Here is an 18,440-nt window from a genome sequence, read left to right as displayed (position 1 = left end):
AACCCATCAGCCGCATGAGGAAAACCATGGTCCCGATTCGCCCGCGCCGCAGCGCCCTCTACATGCCCGGTTCGAACGCCCGCGCGATCGAAAAGGCCAAGACGCTGGCCGCCGACGTGGTGATATTCGACCTGGAGGACGCAGTCGCGCCTGATGCGAAGGCGCAGGCGCGCGAACAGGTCTGCGCCGCCGTGCAGGCCGGAGGATACGGCCGGCGGGAGCTGGTGATTCGCATCAATGCGCTCGACACACCCTGGGGCGAGGCGGATCTTGCGGCCGCCGTCGCGGCGGCGCCGGACGCGGTCCTCGTGCCGAAGGTGTCCTCGGCCGAAACGCTCGCCGGGGTGGGCCTGCGTCTGCGCAGGCTCGGAGCCGCGGAGCGCACCAAGATCTGGGCGATGATCGAGACGCCGTTCGCGATCCTTCGGGCGGAATCCATCGCGAGCGCGGCGCACGACGTGGACACGCGGCTTGCCTGCTTCGTCATGGGCACGAACGACCTCGCCAAGGACACCGGCGCCCGCCTGCTGCCGGGGCGTGCGGCAATGCTGCCCTGGCTGATGACGGCGCTTGCCGCCGCACGGGCGCATGGCATCCACATCCTCGATGGGGTCTACAACAGCCTGTCCGACACAAGCGGCTTGCGCGCCGAATGCGAGCAGGGCCGCGATTGCGGCTTCGACGGCAAGACGCTGATCCATCCCGATCAGATCGCGGCCGCCAACGAGATCTTCGCGCCGTCGCCGGACGAGATCGAGAGCGCGCGGGCCATCGTGGCAGCCTTCGAGCAGCCGGAGAATGCCGGCAAGGGCGCCATCAGCCTCAACGGCCGCATGGTCGAGCGGCTGCATGCCGAGATGGCCAAGCGGACATTGGCGCTGGCGGAGGCGATTAAGGCGGACGCGTAACCTCACTGTCGTTCCGCGGCTGCGGAGCAGAGCCCGGCAGGACGGGAGAGACCTGGCCTTTCCCTCAATCCGTCAATTGCCGCGCCTCTTCCGGCAGCATGATCGGAATGCCGTCGCGGATCGGATAGGCGAGCTTGGCGCGGCGGCTGATCAGCTCCTGCCTGGCCGCGTCGTATTCGAGGGTTTCCTTGGTGAGCGGGCAGACCAGAAGCTCCAGGAGCTTGGGATCGATCCGCGTCGCCTCGACAGGCTGGAGCGTCTCGGCTTGAGGAGTGTCCGGAACCATCGTGATCATTCCTAAGATAAAATTGCCTATTGCAGGGTCGAGTCGGAGCCGGCGCCGCCGCGGGCGAGCTCGATCTCGGTGAGCGCGATGAGCACTTCCGCCCGGCTTTTCAGGTTCGGCGCCTCGAGCAGTGCCTGCTTCTCGCGCACCCCGAAGGGGCTCATCATGCACAGGGCATTGACGAGAGCTTCGTTGGGAGCCTCCTCGATGCCCCGCCAGTCGACCTTCACATGCACCGCATTGACGAAGTCGCGCAGGGCCTTCACCACGCCGGCGCGGTCGACGTCGTTCTCGCCGGCGCGGGCAGTGAAGTCGTTGGCGAACGGCTCGAACGTCACCCGGCACCGGCGGAAAAGATCAATCGGCGGCAGCTCCTCCTGGATGCGGAAGCGTGCGATCCCGATGAGCGTGATGAGATACCGCCCGTCGCCGGTTTCGGCGAGCTGCGTGATGCGCCCGGCACAGCCGACCCGGTAGAGTTTCGGCACGCTTGCGAGGGGATCGTTGTCCGCGTCGGGCTGCACCATGCCGATGATGCGGTCCGTCCTCAGCGCCTCGTCGACCATTGCCAGATAGCGCGGCTCGAAGATGTTGAGGGGCATCTGCCCGCGCGGCAGGAGCAGGGCGCCCGGCAACGGGAATACGGGGATGACCGACGGGCAATCCTCCGGCCCTCGGTATACCGCGTTCATTCCCATCCCGATCTCCTAAACCGCGTTGGACAGCGTCAAGAGAACAGGAGCGAGGAGAGCCTCCGCCGTCCTGCCAGCGTCATCGGGTCCATCGGGCCCCAGGCCTCGAAGAACTGGACGAGCTGCTTGCGTGCGCCGTCATCGTTCCAATTGCGGTCGCGGCGGACGATTTCAAGGAGGTGATTGGCAGCTTCTTCGCGCCGCCCGCGGGCGTTCAGGCCCACGGCCAGATCGAAGCGCGCCTGATGGTCCATGGGGTCGGCCTCGACCCGGCGCTGGAGGTCTGCCAGATCGCCGAGAGAGCCCGCCTGCTCGGCGAGTTCGATCGCCACCCGCGCGCCGGCGATGGCCGGATCGTTGGCTTTTTCCTGCGGTGCCATGGCGAGGAAGCGCTTGGCACCTTCAAGGTCGCTCACCTCCACATGCAGCTTCACGAGCGCGGCCAGCGCCGCGACGTTCTCCGGATCCTGGGCAAGGACGGCCGAGTAGAGCTCAGCTGCGCCCCCGATATCGCCCTCGGCAACCAGACGGTCGGCCTCGGCCAGGATCTCCTCGGCCGCGCTCGGGCCGAGCGGCCCGACGAGGCGCTCGATGAAGCTCTTGATCTGGCTTTCCGGAAGGGCACCCATGAAGCCGTCCACCGGCTGACCGCGCTGGAAAGCGAAGACGGCGGGAATCGACTGCACGCCGAGCTGGCCCGCGATCTGCGGGTGCTCGTCGATGTTCATCTTCACGAGCTTCACCTTGCCGCCGGCGGCGCGTACCGCCTTCTCGAGGATCGGCGTGAGCTGCTTGCACGGACCGCACCAGGGTGCCCAGAAATCCACGAGCACGGGCTGCTGCATGGATTCGGCGAGCACGTCCTGGCGGAAGCTCGCCGTGGTGGTGTCCTTCACGAGATCGTCGGAGGGAAGGGGAGTGTCGGACAGCATGCGATCCTCGAAGGGTGGGATGTCGTGAGAAGAACGCTCCATAAATGGGAGCTCAAGCGTCATCTGGCAATTCCACGGGCGGTTCCGGCAGGCGCAGAATCAGCGGATCGTGGCCTGTGGCCCGCAGGAACGTCACCAGATCCTCCCGCGACACCCCGGTGGTCATGGAATTGACCAGGGGATGGAAATTCACCCGTTCATGCTCCATGAGATTGGCGTCGAGCACCATCGTGACCTTGCCTGCCGTATCGTTCACCACGGCGAAGGCGGTGACCGACCCGGGTTCGACGCCGAGGAGCGCGCGCAACTGCTCGGCGGACCCGAAGGAGAGGCGACCGGAGGCGCCGATGGCCTCGTGCGCCCGCTTGAGGTCGATGGCGGTGTCGTGCTTGGCGGAGATCAGGAAGAAGCGGCCCTTCTTGTCCTTCACGAACAGGTTCTTGGAATGGGCGCCTGGAATCTGCTCCTTGACGTGCTGGGATTCCGCCACCGTGAAGACGGGCTCGTGCGCCACCGTCTCGGTCCTGATGCCGAGGGCGGACATACGCTCCAGGAGTTCCTGCGGGGACAGATGGGCCAAGCTTGCAATCTCCGTGTCGGCCCGCGTTCTAGCGACCGGATGAAGCAGGCTCAAGGGTACGCCGGAAAAGATCCGAGGGACCCTCTTGCAATGCGCTGCGTTTTGGGGCACATCAACGGCCTCGCAACGACGTCCCGGCGTCGCGGAGCGCGGGTGTAGCTCAGGGGTAGAGCACAACCTTGCCAAGGTTGGGGTCGAGGGTTCGAATCCCTTCGCCCGCTCCAATTTCTCTCGACCGAGAGAGTTTCACGAAGGCCCGCTCCCGGCGGGCTTTTCGTTTTTCGGGCCCCTCCCAAAAGCCAATCCGATGCCGCCGGCTTGGGCCTCGCCTCCCGGAGGCTTCGGGCGTATATCTCGGCCTAACCGGGAGAGACCACATGGCGGACGCGCGGCACCTGAGCATCTTGAAGGAACTCGAGCGCAAGGTGCTCTGGCTCTCCACCTGGACCATCCACAACGCCAATCACCTGCGCGCCAACGAGGACGGCATGAAGATCGGCGGGCACCAGGCCTCCTCGGCCTCCCTCTCGACGATCCTGACGGCGCTCTACTTCTCCGTGCTGCGGCCGGAGGATCGGGTGGCGGTGAAGCCCCATGCCAGCCCGATCTACCACGCCATCCAGTATCTCTTCGGCCGCCAGACGCGCGAGAAGCTGGAGAATTTCCGGGGCTACAAGGGCGCGCAATCCTATCCGTCCCGCACCAAGGACATCGACGATGTGGATTTCTCCACCGGATCGGTGGGCCTCGGTGTCGCGCAGACCCTCTTTGCCAGCCTGGTGCAGGATTACGTGAAGGCTCATGGCTGGGCCAAGGACCTGCCCGAAGGCCGCATGATCTCGCTGGTGGGAGATGCGGAGATGGACGAAGGCAACATCTTCGAGGCCCTGTTGGAGGGCTGGAAGCACGGCATCCGCAACACGTGGTGGATCATCGACTACAACCGCCAGAGCCTCGATGCGGTCATCCGGGAGGGTTTGTGGGAGCGCTTCGAGGCGCTGTTCCGCAATTTCGGCTGGGACGTGGTGATCCTCAAGCACGGCTCCCTGATGCAGGAGGCGTTCAGGGAGCCTGGCGGCGAACGCCTGCGGGACTGGATCGATTCCTGCCCCAACCAGCTCTACTCGGCCTTGACGTTCCAGGGCGGGGCTGCCTGGCGCAAGCGCCTCCTGGACGATCTCGGCGATCAGGGGCCGGTCACCCGCCTCATCGAGAAGCGCTCGGACGAGGAGCTGGCGCAGCTCATGTCCAACCTCGGCGGACACGATCTGCCGAGCCTGCTCGACGCCTTCGAGAAGGCCCGCCGGCACGACCGGCCGGTCTGCTTCCTGGCCTATACGATCAAGGGTTTCGGACTGCCGCTCGCGGGTCACAAGGACAACCATTCCGGCATGCTCACGCCCTCCCAGATGGAGGCCTGGCAGAAGACGCAAGGCGTGCGTCCGGGCCATGAATGGGACAAGTTCGAGGGCCTCGAGACCTCGCAGGCGGAGATCGAGCGTTTCCTCAACGAGGTTCCGTTCGTCCAGAAGGGCACCCGGCGCTACACGGCCCCGCAGGTGCCGGTACCGGAAAAACTCGCCTTCCCGGCCAATCCGGCCATGTCGACCCAGCAGGGTTTCGGCTTCATCCTCAATGAGCTCGCCCGATCCGACCATGCGCTCGCCTCGCGCGTCGTCACGACGGCCCCGGACGTGACGGTCTCGACCAATCTCGGCGCCTGGGTGAACCGGCGCGGGCTCTATGCCCGCGAGAGCCTCGTCGACACCTTCAAGAAGGAGCGGATCCCCTCGACCTACAACTGGGAATTCTCCCCGTCCGGTCAGCATATCGAGCTCGGCATCGCCGAGATGAACCTGTTCATCGTGCTCTCGGCGCTCGGGCTTTCGCACTCGCTGTTCGGCGAGCGGATCCTGCCCATCGGCACTCTCTACGATCCGTTCATCTATCGCGGCGCCGATGCCCTGAACTATGCCTGCTACCAGGATGCCCGCTTCATGATCGTCGCCACGCCCTCGGGCGTGACGCTGGCACCGGAAGGCGGCGCGCATCAATCCATCGGCACGCCTCTGGTCGGCATGGCGCAGGATGGGCTCGCCTCCTTCGAGCCCGCCTTCGTGGACGAGCTCGCCGTGATCATGCGCTGGGCCTTCGACTACATGCAGCGCAACGGCGAGGGCGAAGCGGACGAAACGACCTGGCTGCGCGACGAGACCGGAGGCTCGGTCTACCTGCGCCTGTCCACCCGCAGCCTGGAGCAGCCCCAGCGCGAGATGACGCCGCATCTCGCCGACAACGTCATGGCCGGCGCCTATTGGCTGCGAAAGCCCGGCCCCAACGCCCAGGTGGTCGTGGCCTATACGGGCGCGGTCGCCCCGGAGGCCATCGAGGCCGTGGGGCTCATGGCCGAGGATCGGCGCGACATCGGGCTGCTCGCCATCACGTCCGCCGACCGGCTCAATGCCGGCTGGACGGCGGCCCAGCGCGCCCGGGAGCGCGGCCTCGTCCATGCCCGGTCCCATGTGGAGCGCCTGCTGGCCGACGTGCCGCCCCATTGCGGCCTGGTGACGGTGATCGACGGCCACCCGGCGACGCTGGCCTGGATGGGGTCGGTCCTGGGCCACCGGACGCGCTCCCTGGGCGTCGAGCATTTCGGCCAGACCGGCACGATCAAGGACCTCTACCGCCATTTCGGCATCGACGCTCAGGGCATCATCGCCGCCGCCGAGATGATCGCACCCGGTCGCCCGATCCGGCACCTGAAGGCCGTGTGAGGAGAGCGGAGCCTTAGGCCTGCCCCGCTCTCAACGCCACCGTCGCAACGCCGGCGCCGATCAAGAGGCTGCCGCCGGTCCGGTTGATCACACGCATCGTCCGCGGGCTCTGCACGACGCGGCGCGCCCGTGAGGCGATGAGGGCGTAGGTGAGGACGTTCGCGAAAGCGAGGATCAGGAAGGTTGCGGCGAAGACGCTCACCTGAGGCAGAAGGGCGAGTTTTGGGTCTATGAACTGCGGCAGGAAGGCGATGAAGAAGGTCAGGCCCTTCGGATTGAGCGCCGTCACGAGCCAGGCATGGCCCAGCATCTTGAGCGCGGACGCCGCATCCGTGCGCGGCTTGGCATCGAGGGCTCCGCCGGCCCGCCAGAGCTTGAGGCCGAGCCAGACCAGGTAGGCGGCGCCCATCCACTTGAGAACCGTGAACAGGGTGGCGGATGCGGCGAGCAGGGCGCCAAGGCCCAGGAGCGACAGGGTCATGGCGGTGAAATCGCCCAGGGCGACGCCGATGGCCATGGGCAGGGCAGTCCGCCAACCCTGTCCGAGGGCGTAGGACACGACCAGCAGGATGGTCGGGCCCGGGATGACGAGCAGCACGGCGGAGGCGGCCGTGAAGGCGAGCCAGGTCTCGAGCGTCATGGCGTTTCCTCTCTGACGATTTGGTCATGCAGCCATGGAATCAGGCCGGTGTCGAGAGAAGGGATGCGCCTGCCCGAAAGCGGCAAAGCGGCGCTGGCCGAGGCCCGACCCTGTCCAGGATTTGCCGCCGGTGGGCTTGACGTGCTAACCGCGAGCCCTTCGGCACGAGCATGTTAAGGCAGAGCATGGCCCGCAAAAGCCTTCTCCAAGGCGATACCCTTCCCCTGGTCCGCCGCCTGTGGGGCGATTGGATGCGTCCGCACGCCAAGACACTCGCCGTGGTGCTCCTGCTCGTGGGCCTGGTCTCGGGTGCGACGGGGCTCTATCCGGTGCTGATCAAGGCCGCCTTCGATGCCTTCGATGCCAAGGACGCGCACGCCATCATGCTGGCGCCGCTCTTCGTGATCGCCGTGACCTCCGTGAAGGGCTTTTCGCTGCTCGCCCTGACGATCCTCACCAACAAGGTCGTGACGCGGATCGAGGCCGACATGCAGACGGCGCTCTACGGCCACCTGATCGAGGCCGATCTCGCCCAGATCGGGCGGGAGAGCCCGGCCGCCCTGACCCAGCGCTTCACCACGGATTTCGCCTTCATCCGGGAGGCGCTGACCCGTCTGTCGACGGTGTTCCTGCGCGAGATCACGACTCTCGTCGCGCTCGTTGCGGCGATGCTCTGGATCGATCCGGTCCTGACCTTGGTGGCGGCCGTCATCGCGCCCTTCTTCGCCTATCCTGTCAACAAGATCGGCCGCAGGCTGCGCCAAGTCGCCATCTCGACCCAGGAACAGACGGGGCTGATGGCGAGCCTCATCACCGAGAGCCTGGCGGGGACGCGAATCGCCAAGACCTACGGGCTCGAGCGCTATCTCAAGGCCAAGGCCGCCAGAACCTTCGACGATGTGCGCGACCTCAAGATGAAGGCCGCCAATGCCCGCGGGCGGATGGACCCCATTCTCGAGACCGGCGGCGGCCTTGCCGTGGCCATCGTGCTCATGCTGATCGGCCACCGGATTCTCTCCGGCAGCAGCACGGTCGGCGACTTCACCGGCTTCGTCACTGCCCTTGTCATGGCGGCACAGCCGATTCGGGCGCTCGGCAACCTCAACGCCATCGTTCAGGAGGCGGCATCGGCCCTCCACCGCACCTTCACCGTCATGGACGAGGCGCCCCGGATCCAGGACAAGCCTGGAGCGAAGCCGCTCGTGCTCGAAGGCGGGGAGATCCGATTCTCGAACCTCAGCTTCTCCTATGATGGCGAGGCCGCAGCCCTCCACCACGTCGATCTGGTGGCGGAAGCCGGTCAGACCACGGCCTTGGTCGGCCGCTCGGGCTCCGGCAAATCCACCCTCCTGTCCCTCGTGCCGCGCCTCTACGACGTCAACCAGGGCGCCGTCCTGATCGACGGGCAGGACGTGCGGGACGTGAGCCTGGCCAGCCTGCGCTGGGCCGTCGCGGTGGTCAGCCAGGATGTGATCCTGTTCGACGACACCATCCGGGCCAACATCGCCTTCGGCCGCCCGGATGCGTCGGAGGAGGACGTCGTTGCGGCCGCCAAGGCCGCCGCGGCCCATGATTTCATCCTGAAGCAGCCGGAGGGCTACGACACATTGGTCGGTCCCGGGGGCGGGCGCCTGTCGGGTGGCGAACGCCAGCGCATCTCGCTCGCCCGCGCCTTCCTGAAGGATGCCCCGATCCTGCTCCTCGACGAGGCGACCAGTGCCCTCGATTCGGAATCGGAGCGTCTGGTGCAGGATGCCATCCGTCGCCTCATGAAGGGCCGCACCACCCTGGTCATCGCCCACCGGCTGTCGACCGTGCGCAATGCGGACAAGATCGTGGTGATGGAGAACGGACGCATCGCCGAGACAGGATCGCACGACGCCTTGATGACGAAGAGGGGCACTTATGCCCGCCTGCATCGCCTGCAGCTCTCCGACGACGGAGAGCACAATCTGGTGGCCGTGGAGCCTTAAGGATCCGGCCTATTCCCGGCGCATGATCCTGTCGACGAGGAGGCTCGACCAGAAGCTCGGGCGGAAGTTCCGCTCCAGGGCCTCGGCATCGTATCGGGTTTCGATCCAGGTCAGGAACGGAATGCCCTTGGCCTCGCCCTCGCGGCGGTAGAGGTCGAAGAACTCGTCGAGGATACCCGTCTTCGAGAAGCGGAAATGACCGTAGCGCATGGAGAGCTGGCGCTGGGCCTCGTCGATGGACTTGCCCTCGAAGACGATGAGATAGAGGGCTGCGACGAAGCCCGCCCGATCCGCGCCCGACTTGCAGTGCAGGACGGCCGGGTACTCGATCCTGTCGAAGAAGTCCTTGGCGGACAGCAGCGTCTCCCGGTCGGGCGCCCCGCGGGAGCGGACGACGAACTCCTCCAATTGGAGGCCGAGCCGCTCGCAGGCCTCCTTCTGGAGCTGCCAAGAGCCGTGCTCCCGGCCGCCGCGCAGGTTGATGATGGTGCGCACGCCCTCGCTTTTCAGGGCGGCAATCTGATGCGGGGCGGGCTGGGCCGAGCGCCACAGGCGGTCGGTCACCCGGTGCTTGTTCAGGTAGAAGAGCCGGAAGACCCCATGATCGGCGACCAGCATATGGGCCCAGGCGCGCAAGCGCCCGAACAGGCCCTCGACGGGCCGGTCCCAGCGCGCGATGCGGGCCATGCGGCGGGCATAGCGGATTTCAGGCTTGAGGAACCTGTTCAGCACGTCGATCCAAGCAATCTGTCATCAATGTAAGATAATTCGGGTTGCGACCGAAGGCGGCCCTTATCGACGATGGCAGCCGATTAATCAATCTCTTGCCCTTTAAGTAGTTGCCGCAAGCACAATTCCAAAGTTTCGGCCAAGGCAGGACCCCTTGGGATGCAACCAATCGGTTGCCGCCTTGCGGCCTCTCGTGTAAGGGGTGCCGTTCGAAACAACCCTCTTTGACGAAACGAGCGGCTGGACACCGGGCCTCGAGAGCTTGCCGGCGCTGGATCGTTGAGACCAACAAGCAGTTCAGGAGAGCGGCGTCATGTCGTCCACCTTCGAGACCGTCGCCGGCATCATTTCAGAGACCGCCGATATCCCGCGCGAGCAGATCACCCCCGAGAGCCATGCCATCGAGGATCTCGGCATCGACTCCCTCGCCTTCCTCGATATCGCCTTTGCCATCGACAAGGCCTTCGGGATCAAGCTGCCGCTGGAGCAGTGGACGCAGGAAGTGAACGAGGGCAAGGCTCCCGCTGAGGAATACTTCGTCCTGAAGAACCTCGTGGCGCGCATCGATGCTCTCGTGGCCGCCAAGCAGGCCTGATTGAATAATAGGACCCGGCGGGTCGACTCGAGGATCGAGGCTATCCGCCGGGAGTGATAGGCGCGACGCAACCCTCCTCCCCCTTGTGGGGAGGAGTTGGAGGTGGGGGTGTGAGCGATAGCCTATAATAGATTGGCGCCAGCACCCCCACCCTGGCCCTCCCCACAAGGGGAGGGGAAACAGGTTCTGCAAGAAAATGCGCCTCGAATATTTTGAAATGATCGATCGGGTGACGAGCCTCGACCGCGAGACCAAGCGGATCGAGGCGTCCTCCATCGTGCCCATGGAAAGCCCGGTTTTCGAGGGGCATTTCCCCGGTCATCCCCTCGTGCCCGGCGTCCTCCTGACCGAAACCATGGCCCAGGCTTCCGGCTATCTGGTGCTCGGCCTCATGGGTTTTTCCCACATGCCGTTCCTGATGGGCGTCGACAAGGCGCGCTTTCGCACCTTCGTCGGACCGGGTACGGTGCTCGCGGTCACGGCAACGCTGGAACATGAGGGCTCGGGCTATGCGGTGACCAAGGCCAAGATCGCGGCCGAGGGCAAGCCGATCTGCGACGCGGAGCTGCGCTTCCGGATCATGCCCTTCCCGGAAGGCATGGACGGCCTGATGCGGGCTCAAGCCAAGCGCATCGGCCTCCTGGAGGAGACGGTTTGATGCGGGATGTCGTGATTACGGGAATCGGCCTCGTCTCCAGCGCCGGAGAGGGCCTGGAGGCGCATCTGGCGGCGCTTGCCGGCGGCACCGCTCCGAACACGGATCCGGTCACTTTCGAACCCTTCCCGGTTCATCCCGTCGGCCCTCTGGAATGGGACCGGCAAATCCCGAAGAAGTCCGACCAGCGCCAGATGGAAGCGTGGCAGAAGCTCGGCTGCTATGCCGCGGGCCTCGCCCTCGATGCGGCAGGCGCCAAGGAGGATGCGACCCTGAAAGGGCGCATGCAGCTCATCGTCTCCGCCGGCGGCGGCGAGCGGGATTACGCGGTCGACGGGCAGATCCTCACCGGCTTGGCGAAGGCCGACAACCCGGGCGTCTTCCTCAATGAGCGTCTGATGGGCGACCTGCGCCCGACCCTGTTTCTCGCGCAGCTCTCCAATCTGCTCGCCGGCAACATTTCCATCGTCCACGGCGTCACCGGCGCGTCGCGGACCTTCATGGGCGAGGAATCGAGCGGCGTCGATGCCATCCGCATCGCCCGCGAACGCATCGCCTCGGGCCAGGACGAGATCTTCCTCGTCGGCGGCGCCTACAATGCGGAGCGGGCCGACGTGCTCCTCATCTACGAGATGGGCGGCTTCCTCTGGAAGAAGCCGTACCGTCCGGTTTGGGAGCGCCCTGCGGAGGGCGGCGGCATGATCCTCGGATCGGGCGCCTGCTTCCTGGTGCTGGAATCCCGCGAGCACGCGGCCTCCCGCGGCGCGACGCCGTTGGCTGCCGTCGCGGCTGTTGCCTCCGATCGCTCCCGCCGCAAGGCCGGCAGCGTCGAAGGCGCGCTCCACGCCCTGTCGAGGCAGCTCAACGCCAAACCCGACGTGGTGATCTCGGGCGCCACCGGCATCAAGGGCATCACGGAGGAAGAGCAGGCGGGGCTGAAGGACATTGCACCCGGCGCGGCCGTTCACGCCACCGGCGATCTCGTCGGCCATACGATGGAAGCCCAGGCGGCCACGGGCGTGGCGCTCGCCGCAGGGCTGATCGCCGACGGAAAGGCAGGCGAGGCGCTCGTCACCTCCATTGGCCATTGGCGCGGCGAAGGCGCCATCCGGCTCACCAAGGCTTGAGGAGAAGGCCATGGCGTTTCGCGATAAACAGGGCCGCCCGCTCGTCGCCGTCACCGGCATGGGGGTGGTCACGTCCCTCGGCCAGGGCAAGGACGACACCTGGGCCGCTCTGACCGCCGGCAAATCCGGCATTCACCGGATCAACCGCTTCCCCACGGAAGGCCTGCGCACCACGATTGCCGGCACCATCGATTCGGTCGACGTGGAGCCCTTCTGCGCCCCCATGCTGTCCGAGCGGCTCGCCATGCTGGCGGCCGAGGAGGCGGTCGGCCAGTCGGGGCTCGCTCAAGAGGATTTCCCCGGGGCGCTGTTCATCGCGGTGCCGCCGGTCGAGATGGAATGGCCGCAGCGCGAGGCGCTGGCCAAGGCCTCGGGCCAGGACGGGGACATCACCTACAAGGATCTTCTGAAGGCCGCGGCCTCAGGCGAGTTCAAGCCCTGGCATGATCTCTTCATCTTCGGCACCGTGGCCGACAGGGTGGCCGACCGCTTCGGCACCAGGGGCTCGCCGATCTCGCTGTCCACCGCCTGCTCGTCCGGCGCCACGGCGATCCAGCTCGGCGTCGAGGCGATCCGCCGCGGCGAGACGCAGGCGGCGCTCTGCATCGGCACCGACGGGTCGGTGAACCCGGAATCCCTCATCCGGTTCTCCCTGCTCTCGGCCCTCTCGACCCAGAACGAGACCCCGGAAGGGGCGTCGAAACCCTTCTCCAAGAACCGCGACGGCTTCGTCATGGGCGAGGGCGGCGCCGCCCTGGTGCTCGAGGACGCGGAAAGCGCCAAGGCGCGGGGCGCCACGATCCTGGGCTACGTGCTCGGCTGCGGCGAGAAGGGCGACGGCTTCCACCGCACCCGCTCCTCGCCCGACGGTATGCCGGCCATCACGGCGATCCGCCAGGCGCTCGAGGATGCGGGCGTCTTGCCGGAGGCCATCGACTACATCAACGCCCACGGCACCTCGACGCCGGAGAACGACAAGATGGAAGCCATGAGCTGCACTGCCGTGTTCGGCGAGCGCATGGCCCGTCTTCCGATCTCCTCCAACAAGTCGATGATCGGCCACACCCTCACGGCCGCCGGCGCCGTGGAGGCGGTGATGTCGCTCATGACCATCGGCACGGGCCGCATCCCGCCCACCATCAACTACCAGGTGCCCGATCCGGCTATTCCCCTCGACGTGGTGCCGAACGTCGCCCGCGACGCGACGGTGAATTACGTGCTCTCGAACTCCTTCGGTTTCGGCGGCCAGAACACCTGCCTCGTCTTCGGGGCCGAGCCGAAGGGGGCTTAGACCATGACCCGGGTTCTGGTGACCGGCGGAGGCAAGGGCGTCGGCGCCGCCATCGTACAGGCGCTCGTGGCAGCCGGCCACGATGTCGATTTCACCTACCGTTCCTCGGGCGATGCCGCCAAGGCGCTGACCGACGAGCTGATGCAGGCCAATCCCGGCCGCACCATCAGGGCGCACGAAGTGGATCTTGCCGACAAGGCGGCCCTGGAAGCCTTCTGCGAGGCTGTCGAGGGCGAGGGCTTCTTCGGGCTCATCCACAATGCCGGCCAGCCCTACGATGCGCTTGCCGCCATGATGCAGCAGGACAAGGCCGAAGCCGCCATGCAGGTGAACTTCTGGTCGCTGACCCGCATCGCCAAGGCGATCATGCGCGGCATGATCCGCGCCAAGGCCGGGCGTATCGTCGCCATCGGGTCGGTGGCGGCGCTCCAGGGCAATCCGGGCAACGCGGCTTACGCGGCTTCCAAGGGGGCACTGATCTCCTATTGCCGCACACTTTCCGTCGAGACCGCTAAGCGCGGCGTTACCGTCAACGTGATTGCCCCGGGCTTCATCGATACGGACATGATGGCCCCCTACGCGGCCTATCGCGAGAACATGGAAAAGCAGATCCCGGCCGGGCGCTTCGCGAAGCCGGAGGAGATCGCGGGTCTCGCCGCCTTCCTCCTGAGCGAGCCCGCCGCCTACATCACCGGCGCGGTGCTCCCCATCGACGGCGGGCTCACCTCGATGCTGGGCGTGCATCGGTAAGTGCAAAGGCGTCATCCTGGACGCCTGCGGCGTCCAGGATGAGCCATGTCCGCAGGAAACTTGCTATCCGGCTCACAGGGCTTTAATCCGCCGCAAACGATTTCTCCGCGTCATGGCCGGGCTTGTCCCGGCCATCCACGTCTTCAACTCACCGCTGCAAAGACGTGGATCCCCGGGCCAAGCCCGGGGATGACGATGAAAAGGATCTTCAGGAATGCGCTCCCTTCAGTTGTTCGGCGACCGTGATCTTCGCATCACCGAGATCGAGCCGCCCCCGCCGCCGGCTCCCGGCGAGGTGCAGGTGCGGGTCAGGGCGTTGGCCCTGAACTTCCTGGATGTCTGGGGTTTTCGCGGCATGGCCTTCGCCAAGCGCAAGATGCCCCAGGCCGTGGGCGTCGAGGCTTCGGGCGAGATCTCGGCGGTGGGCGAGGGCGTGACGCGCTTCAAGGCGGGCGATCCGGTGACCATGTACGGCGCCGAGACCTGCGGCCACTGCAAGGCCTGCCAAAGGGGCTGGGACAATCTGTGCGAGAACGTCGCCGGCATCATGGGCTTCCATATCGACGGCTTCGCCCGCGAGCTGATCAACCGGCCGGAGCGGCTCGTGATTCCGGTGCCGAAGGGCGTGTCCTTCGAGCAGGCCGCTTGCGCGCCCATCGGCTTCGGCACCGTGCAGCACATGCTCTTCGACAACGCCAAGCTGGAGCCGGGCGAGTCGATCCTCGTCCATGCGGGCGGCTCAGGCATCGGGACAGCGGCGATCAAGATGGCCAAGGCCATCGGCTGCACCGTCTACACCACGGTGGGCGACGACGAGAAGGGCGAGAAGGCGAAGGCCTTGGGGGCCGATCACGTCGTCAATTACCGCACCGAGCGCTTCGAGGGCGAGGTGCGCCGCCTGACCAAGCGCAAGGGCGTCGACGTGGTGTTCGAGCATGTGGGCGCCGAAACCTGGAACGGCAGCTTGCTCTGTCTCAAGCGCGGCGGGCGCCTCGTCACCTGCGGCTCGACCTCGGGCGTGTCCACGACCATGAACCTGATGCAGCTGTTCCAGCAGCAATACCGCATCTTCGGCTCCTTCGGCTGCCGGATCGAGAACATCGCTCAGTCCCTCGACAAGATGGCCGGCGGCATGACGCCGGTCATCGACGCCGTCTTCCCGCTGGACGAATTCCAGAAAGGCCTGGAGCGGCTCGAGGGCCGCAAGGTGTTCGGCAAGGTGATCGTGACGTTCTGATCGCCCCACGGCCTCTGGTACAAAGGGCCGCGCAACCACAGATCTTGACGAAACCGGCTCCCCGCGGAAAGACGCGGGGCCTTTTGTTGTCTAGGCCGGCCCTCGAACCGGCCCCCCACGCCAGGATTGAATCGACGTGCAGCAGCCCCACCGCCCCCGCAGCCTTGTCTCGCGCCTCACGGAGACGGTCATGGTCGGCGTCGTGCGCGGCGTGTTCGCCCTCTCGCGGGCATTAGGCCCCGAGCGCTCCGGTGCGGTGGGCGCCGCGCTCACGCGCACCTTCGGGCCGCTGCTGAAGGCGCACAGGACGGCGCTCGCCAATATCCGTGCGGCCTATCCGGAGAAGCCGGAGGCCGAGGTGAAGGCCCTGGCGATGGCCGCCTGGGACAATCTCGGCCGCACGGCCGGCGAGTATCCCCATCTCGGGCGCCTGTTCGACTTCGACCCGGACAGCACGGTGCCCGGCCGCACCGAGGTCGACGGGATCAATCACTTTCTGGCCCTTCGCGACGACGGCAAGCCCGGGCTCATCTTCTCCGCCCATCTGGCCAATTGGGAGCTGCCGGCGATCTGCGCCGCGCGCTTCGGGCTCGACACCACGGCGGTGTTCCGCGCGCCCAACGATCCGGCCATCGCCCGCGTCCTGCACGAGATCCGCAGCGAGACCATGGGCAACCTGGAAGCGGCCCGCCAGGGCGCGGCCTTCGCCATGCAGGGAGCGCTAGAGAAGGGCGGTCATCTCGGCATGCTCATCGACCAGCATTTCACCCGCGGGGTGATCGTGAACTTCATGGGCCGCCCGGCCCTGGTGAACCCGATCCTGGGCAAATTCGCCCGCCGGTTCGATTGTCCGGTGCACGGGGTGCGGGTGATCAGGCTTCCAGGGCACCGTTTCCGCCTCCAGCTCACGCCGCCCCTCGACCTGCCGCGCGATCCAGACGGCCAGGTCAACGTGCAGGGCGCCATGCAGGCCATGACATCCGTGGTGGAGGAGTGGGTGCGGGAATATCCCGAACAGTGGCTGTGGATGCACCGCCGCTGGCGGGTTCCGGCAACCGTTCAAGGTAACGTGAGTTCCCCTTGAGGTTGGTTTCGTGTTCGATAGCCGCACCATGGCGTCCCGTTTGACACTGACTTTGGCGGCCCTCGGTCTGGCCGCGCACCTTCAGCCTGCTCTGGCGGATCCGCCGCGCGCGGTCGTCGAGCTGTTCACGAGCCAGGGCTGCTCCTCCTGCCCGCCGGCCGATGAACTCCTGGTCGAGTATTCCCGCCAGCCCGACATCATCGCCCTGTCCCTGCCGGTCAATTACTGGGATTATCTCGGCTGGAAGGACACGCTCGCCCATGTGGCCTTCACCGAGCGCCAGAAGGCCTATGCCCATTCCCGCAAGGACCGGCAGGTCTTCACGCCGCAGATGATCGTCAACGGCAAGAAGTCCTGCATCGGTTCCGACCGGGAGCAGATCGAGAAGGCGATCCAATATACCACGAAGGGCCGCAAGACCCTGCCGGTGAACGTCACTCTCGACGAGCAAAACGGCACCGTGACGATTGCCGTCGAGGAGACCCCGGACACCACGCAGCGTGCCGCCGAATTGTGGGTGCTACCGGTCCTGAAGGCGAAGACGGTGCCGATCGAGCGCGGCGAGAACCGGGGCAAGACGATCACCTATGCCAATGTGGTGCGCGGGCTGACACGCATCGGCGAATGGCTCGGCGGCTCGGCGCGTTTCGAGGTGCCGCTCGAGACCGCGCGCAGCGGCGGAGACGGCTATGTGGTGCTGCTGCAGAGCACCGATGCCGCACGACCGGGCATCATCCTGGGGGCCGCGAAGGGCCCGGGGCTCTGATCAGGGCAAGATGACAACTTTGTTCGGCAGCTCGTCCACGTCGTCGAGGCGGGGCGGCGCGTGTTCCGCCAGGATCGCGCCCGTGCGCCGGATGGCCTCGATGAGGCCGTCGGTCATGCGCCCGTCCCGGATAGCGCCGGTCAGGTCCGCGACGATATCGGCCCAGACGCCCGCATGGACCCGGTCCGTGATCCCCGTATCGGCGAGGATCTCGGCATGATGCTCGGCGAGCGCCAGATAGATCAGCACGCCCGTCTTCTCGCGGGTGCGGGTGAGCCCCCGGCGCAGGAACTCGCGGGAGGCGGCCTCATGACCTCGCGCCCGCTTGATGGAGCGCGGCACCAGCGCATAGCGCAGCTTCGGCCACGACAGGAGGAGGCTCAGGGCGAGCGCGACCCCGAGCTGGATCAGGAAGATCCGCGACGTGCTGATCGATGTCAGCCAGATCAGCGGCCACGGCGTGACCAGCGCCGCAAGGAGCGCCCAGAGCAGCGGAACCCCCCGGTAATAAGCCGCCCGCTCGGCGATCACGAGCACGACCTCGCCGGAGGTGTCGTCCTCCACGTCGCTGATCGCATGGGCAAGGCGTGCCTGATCGTCGGCTGAAATCATCTACCAGCTCCCCGAAGCCCCGCCGCCTCCCGACGAGCCGCCGCCTCCCGAGAAGCCGCCCCCGCCGGACCAACTTCCACCGCCCCCGGACCAACCGCCTCCGCCCGGCCAGCCGCCGGTGGTGACGATCCAGGGGCCGCGGCGACCTCGCCTGACCCCCCGGGCACGGCCGGCGCCCATCATCCGCGAGATCAGGAAGAACAGGATCAGGAGGATCACGAAGGCGATGACGGGATCGATGCTCGTGGTGTTGTCCTCGCGCACTTCAGCCCGGCGGTGCCATTCCTCGGCGTCGCCGGTCAGAATCGACAGCATGGCATCGACGCCTGCATCGATGCCGCCGGCGAAATTGCCCTTCTGGAACTGGGGCGCGACGGCCGTGGTGATGATGACTTTCGAGAGCGCATCGGTCAGCGCGCCCTCCAGTCCGTAGCCCACCTCGATGCGCACCTTGCGGTCCTGCGGGGCCACGAGGAGGAGCGCCCCGTTGTCCTTGTCCTTCTGGCCGAGTTGCCAATGGCGGAAGAGACGGTTCGCATAGTCCTCGATCGGATAGCCTTCCAGCGAGCGCACGGTCGCGACCACCACCTGATCGGTGGTCTTGTCCTCGTGGGCCTTGAGTTTCGCCTCAAGGGCCGCCCGCTCCTCGGGTTTGAGAAGATCAGCTGCATCGACCACCCGTCCCGTCAGTTGCGGAAAGGTCTGGGCGGAGGCAGGGCTGAGACCAAGGAAGAGCATGGCGGCCAGCGCCACCATGAATACCTGCCGAGCGGAAACGGGCAGGAAGGAAGGGCCGCCCTTCATCGGGC

General features: G+C 66.5%; 19 protein-coding genes and 1 tRNA gene. 12 read left to right on the top strand and 8 right to left on the bottom strand.

The features are described from left to right. The first annotated feature begins 26 nt into the window (after positions 1-26). A complete protein-coding gene (locus tag VB672_RS06090; RefSeq protein ID WP_329783277.1) occupies positions 27-908 on the top strand; it encodes an HpcH/HpaI aldolase/citrate lyase family protein in 882 nt (293 codons plus the stop codon). Positions 909-972: 64 nt separating this feature from the next. On the opposite strand, the gene VB672_RS06085 is transcribed toward VB672_RS06090, so the two are convergent. The 4 genes from VB672_RS06085 to VB672_RS06070 are packed head-to-tail and all read right to left on the bottom strand — an operon-like array spanning position 973 to position 3,398. Next, entirely contained in the window at positions 973-1,194 is a 222-nt protein-coding gene (locus tag VB672_RS06085) for a Trm112 family protein (RefSeq protein ID WP_329783276.1), read from the bottom strand. 26 nt (positions 1,195-1,220) lie between these two features. After that, a complete protein-coding gene (locus VB672_RS06080) occupies positions 1,221-1,892 on the bottom strand; it encodes an LON peptidase substrate-binding domain-containing protein (protein WP_329783275.1) in 672 nt (223 codons plus the stop codon). Between the two features lie 29 nt (positions 1,893-1,921). Beyond that, entirely contained in the window at positions 1,922-2,818 is an 897-nt protein-coding gene (gene trxA, locus VB672_RS06075; RefSeq protein ID WP_329783346.1) for a thioredoxin, read from the bottom strand. 52 nt (positions 2,819-2,870) lie between these two features. After that, entirely contained in the window at positions 2,871-3,398 is a 528-nt protein-coding gene (locus VB672_RS06070) for a prolyl-tRNA synthetase associated domain-containing protein (RefSeq protein WP_329783274.1), read from the bottom strand. A gap of 149 nt (positions 3,399-3,547) precedes the next feature. On the opposite strand from VB672_RS06070, the gene VB672_RS06065 reads away from it, so the two are divergent. After that, a tRNA-Gly gene (locus tag VB672_RS06065) sits at positions 3,548-3,622 on the top strand. A 153-nt stretch (positions 3,623-3,775) separates the two neighbouring features. Beyond that, positions 3,776-6,172 (top strand): transketolase-like TK C-terminal-containing protein, encoded by a 2,397-nt coding sequence (locus VB672_RS06060; protein WP_329783273.1) that lies wholly within the window; start codon positions 3,776-3,778, stop codon positions 6,170-6,172. A gap of 13 nt (positions 6,173-6,185) precedes the next feature. On the opposite strand, the gene VB672_RS06055 is transcribed toward VB672_RS06060, so the two are convergent. Next, the gene (locus VB672_RS06055; RefSeq protein WP_329783272.1) at positions 6,186-6,812 is read right to left on the bottom strand and encodes a LysE family translocator; all 627 of its coding nucleotides are present in this window, start codon (positions 6,810-6,812) and stop codon (positions 6,186-6,188) included. 185 nt (positions 6,813-6,997) lie between these two features. Between VB672_RS06055 and VB672_RS06050 the strand changes: the two genes are divergently transcribed. After that, positions 6,998-8,785 carry an ABC transporter ATP-binding protein gene (locus VB672_RS06050; protein ID WP_329783271.1) on the top strand — a complete coding sequence of 596 codons (1,788 nt, stop codon included), beginning with the start codon at positions 6,998-7,000 and terminating at the stop codon, positions 8,783-8,785. Positions 8,786-8,794: 9 nt separating this feature from the next. Here VB672_RS06050 and VB672_RS06045 read toward each other — a convergent pair whose 3' ends face one another. Beyond that, the gene (locus VB672_RS06045) at positions 8,795-9,517 is read right to left on the bottom strand and encodes a fused DSP-PTPase phosphatase/NAD kinase-like protein (RefSeq protein ID WP_329783270.1); all 723 of its coding nucleotides are present in this window, start codon (positions 9,515-9,517) and stop codon (positions 8,795-8,797) included. A gap of 310 nt (positions 9,518-9,827) precedes the next feature. On the opposite strand from VB672_RS06045, the gene VB672_RS06040 reads away from it, so the two are divergent. From VB672_RS06040 to VB672_RS06005, 8 genes are all read left to right on the top strand, one after another. After that, positions 9,828-10,109, top strand: coding sequence for an acyl carrier protein (locus VB672_RS06040; RefSeq protein WP_009490841.1), 282 nt, complete (start codon positions 9,828-9,830; stop codon positions 10,107-10,109). 196 nt (positions 10,110-10,305) lie between these two features. Beyond that, entirely contained in the window at positions 10,306-10,767 is a 462-nt protein-coding gene (locus VB672_RS06035; protein WP_329783269.1) for a 3-hydroxyacyl-ACP dehydratase FabZ family protein, read from the top strand. After that, complete coding sequence (locus tag VB672_RS06030) at positions 10,767-11,891, top strand: beta-ketoacyl-ACP synthase (RefSeq protein ID WP_329783268.1); 1,125 nt, start codon at positions 10,767-10,769, stop codon at positions 11,889-11,891. Before VB672_RS06035 ends, VB672_RS06030 begins: the two co-directional genes overlap by 1 nt. 10 nt (positions 11,892-11,901) lie before the next feature. After that, entirely contained in the window at positions 11,902-13,182 is a 1,281-nt protein-coding gene (locus VB672_RS06025) for a beta-ketoacyl-ACP synthase (RefSeq protein ID WP_329783267.1), read from the top strand. Positions 13,183-13,185: 3 nt separating this feature from the next. Next, a complete protein-coding gene (locus VB672_RS06020) occupies positions 13,186-13,932 on the top strand; it encodes an SDR family NAD(P)-dependent oxidoreductase (protein ID WP_329783266.1) in 747 nt (248 codons plus the stop codon). A gap of 214 nt (positions 13,933-14,146) precedes the next feature. After that, entirely contained in the window at positions 14,147-15,169 is a 1,023-nt protein-coding gene (locus VB672_RS06015) for a zinc-binding dehydrogenase (RefSeq protein WP_329783265.1), read from the top strand. 136 nt (positions 15,170-15,305) lie between these two features. Then, positions 15,306-16,253, top strand: coding sequence for a lipid A biosynthesis lauroyl acyltransferase (locus VB672_RS06010; protein ID WP_329783264.1), 948 nt, complete (start codon positions 15,306-15,308; stop codon positions 16,251-16,253). A gap of 10 nt (positions 16,254-16,263) precedes the next feature. Further along, on the top strand, positions 16,264-17,019 hold the full coding sequence (locus VB672_RS06005; RefSeq protein ID WP_329783263.1) for a DUF1223 domain-containing protein: 756 nt from the start codon (positions 16,264-16,266) through the stop codon (positions 17,017-17,019). On the opposite strand, the gene VB672_RS06000 is transcribed toward VB672_RS06005, so the two are convergent. Beyond that, positions 17,020-17,631 (bottom strand): TPM domain-containing protein, encoded by a 612-nt coding sequence (locus VB672_RS06000; RefSeq protein WP_329783262.1) that lies wholly within the window; start codon positions 17,629-17,631, stop codon positions 17,020-17,022. Then, on the bottom strand, positions 17,632-18,435 hold the full coding sequence (locus VB672_RS05995; RefSeq protein WP_442931922.1) for a TPM domain-containing protein: 804 nt from the start codon (positions 18,433-18,435) through the stop codon (positions 17,632-17,634). Positions 18,436-18,440: the final 5 nt, after the last annotated feature.

Origin of the sequence: Microvirga sp. CF3016, from assembly GCF_036314085.1 — a bacterium.
Taxonomy (GTDB): Bacteria; Pseudomonadota; Alphaproteobacteria; order Rhizobiales; family Beijerinckiaceae; genus Microvirga.
Note: the sequence above shows the minus strand (reverse complement) of the source record. Positions and strands in the feature narration are given on the sequence as shown.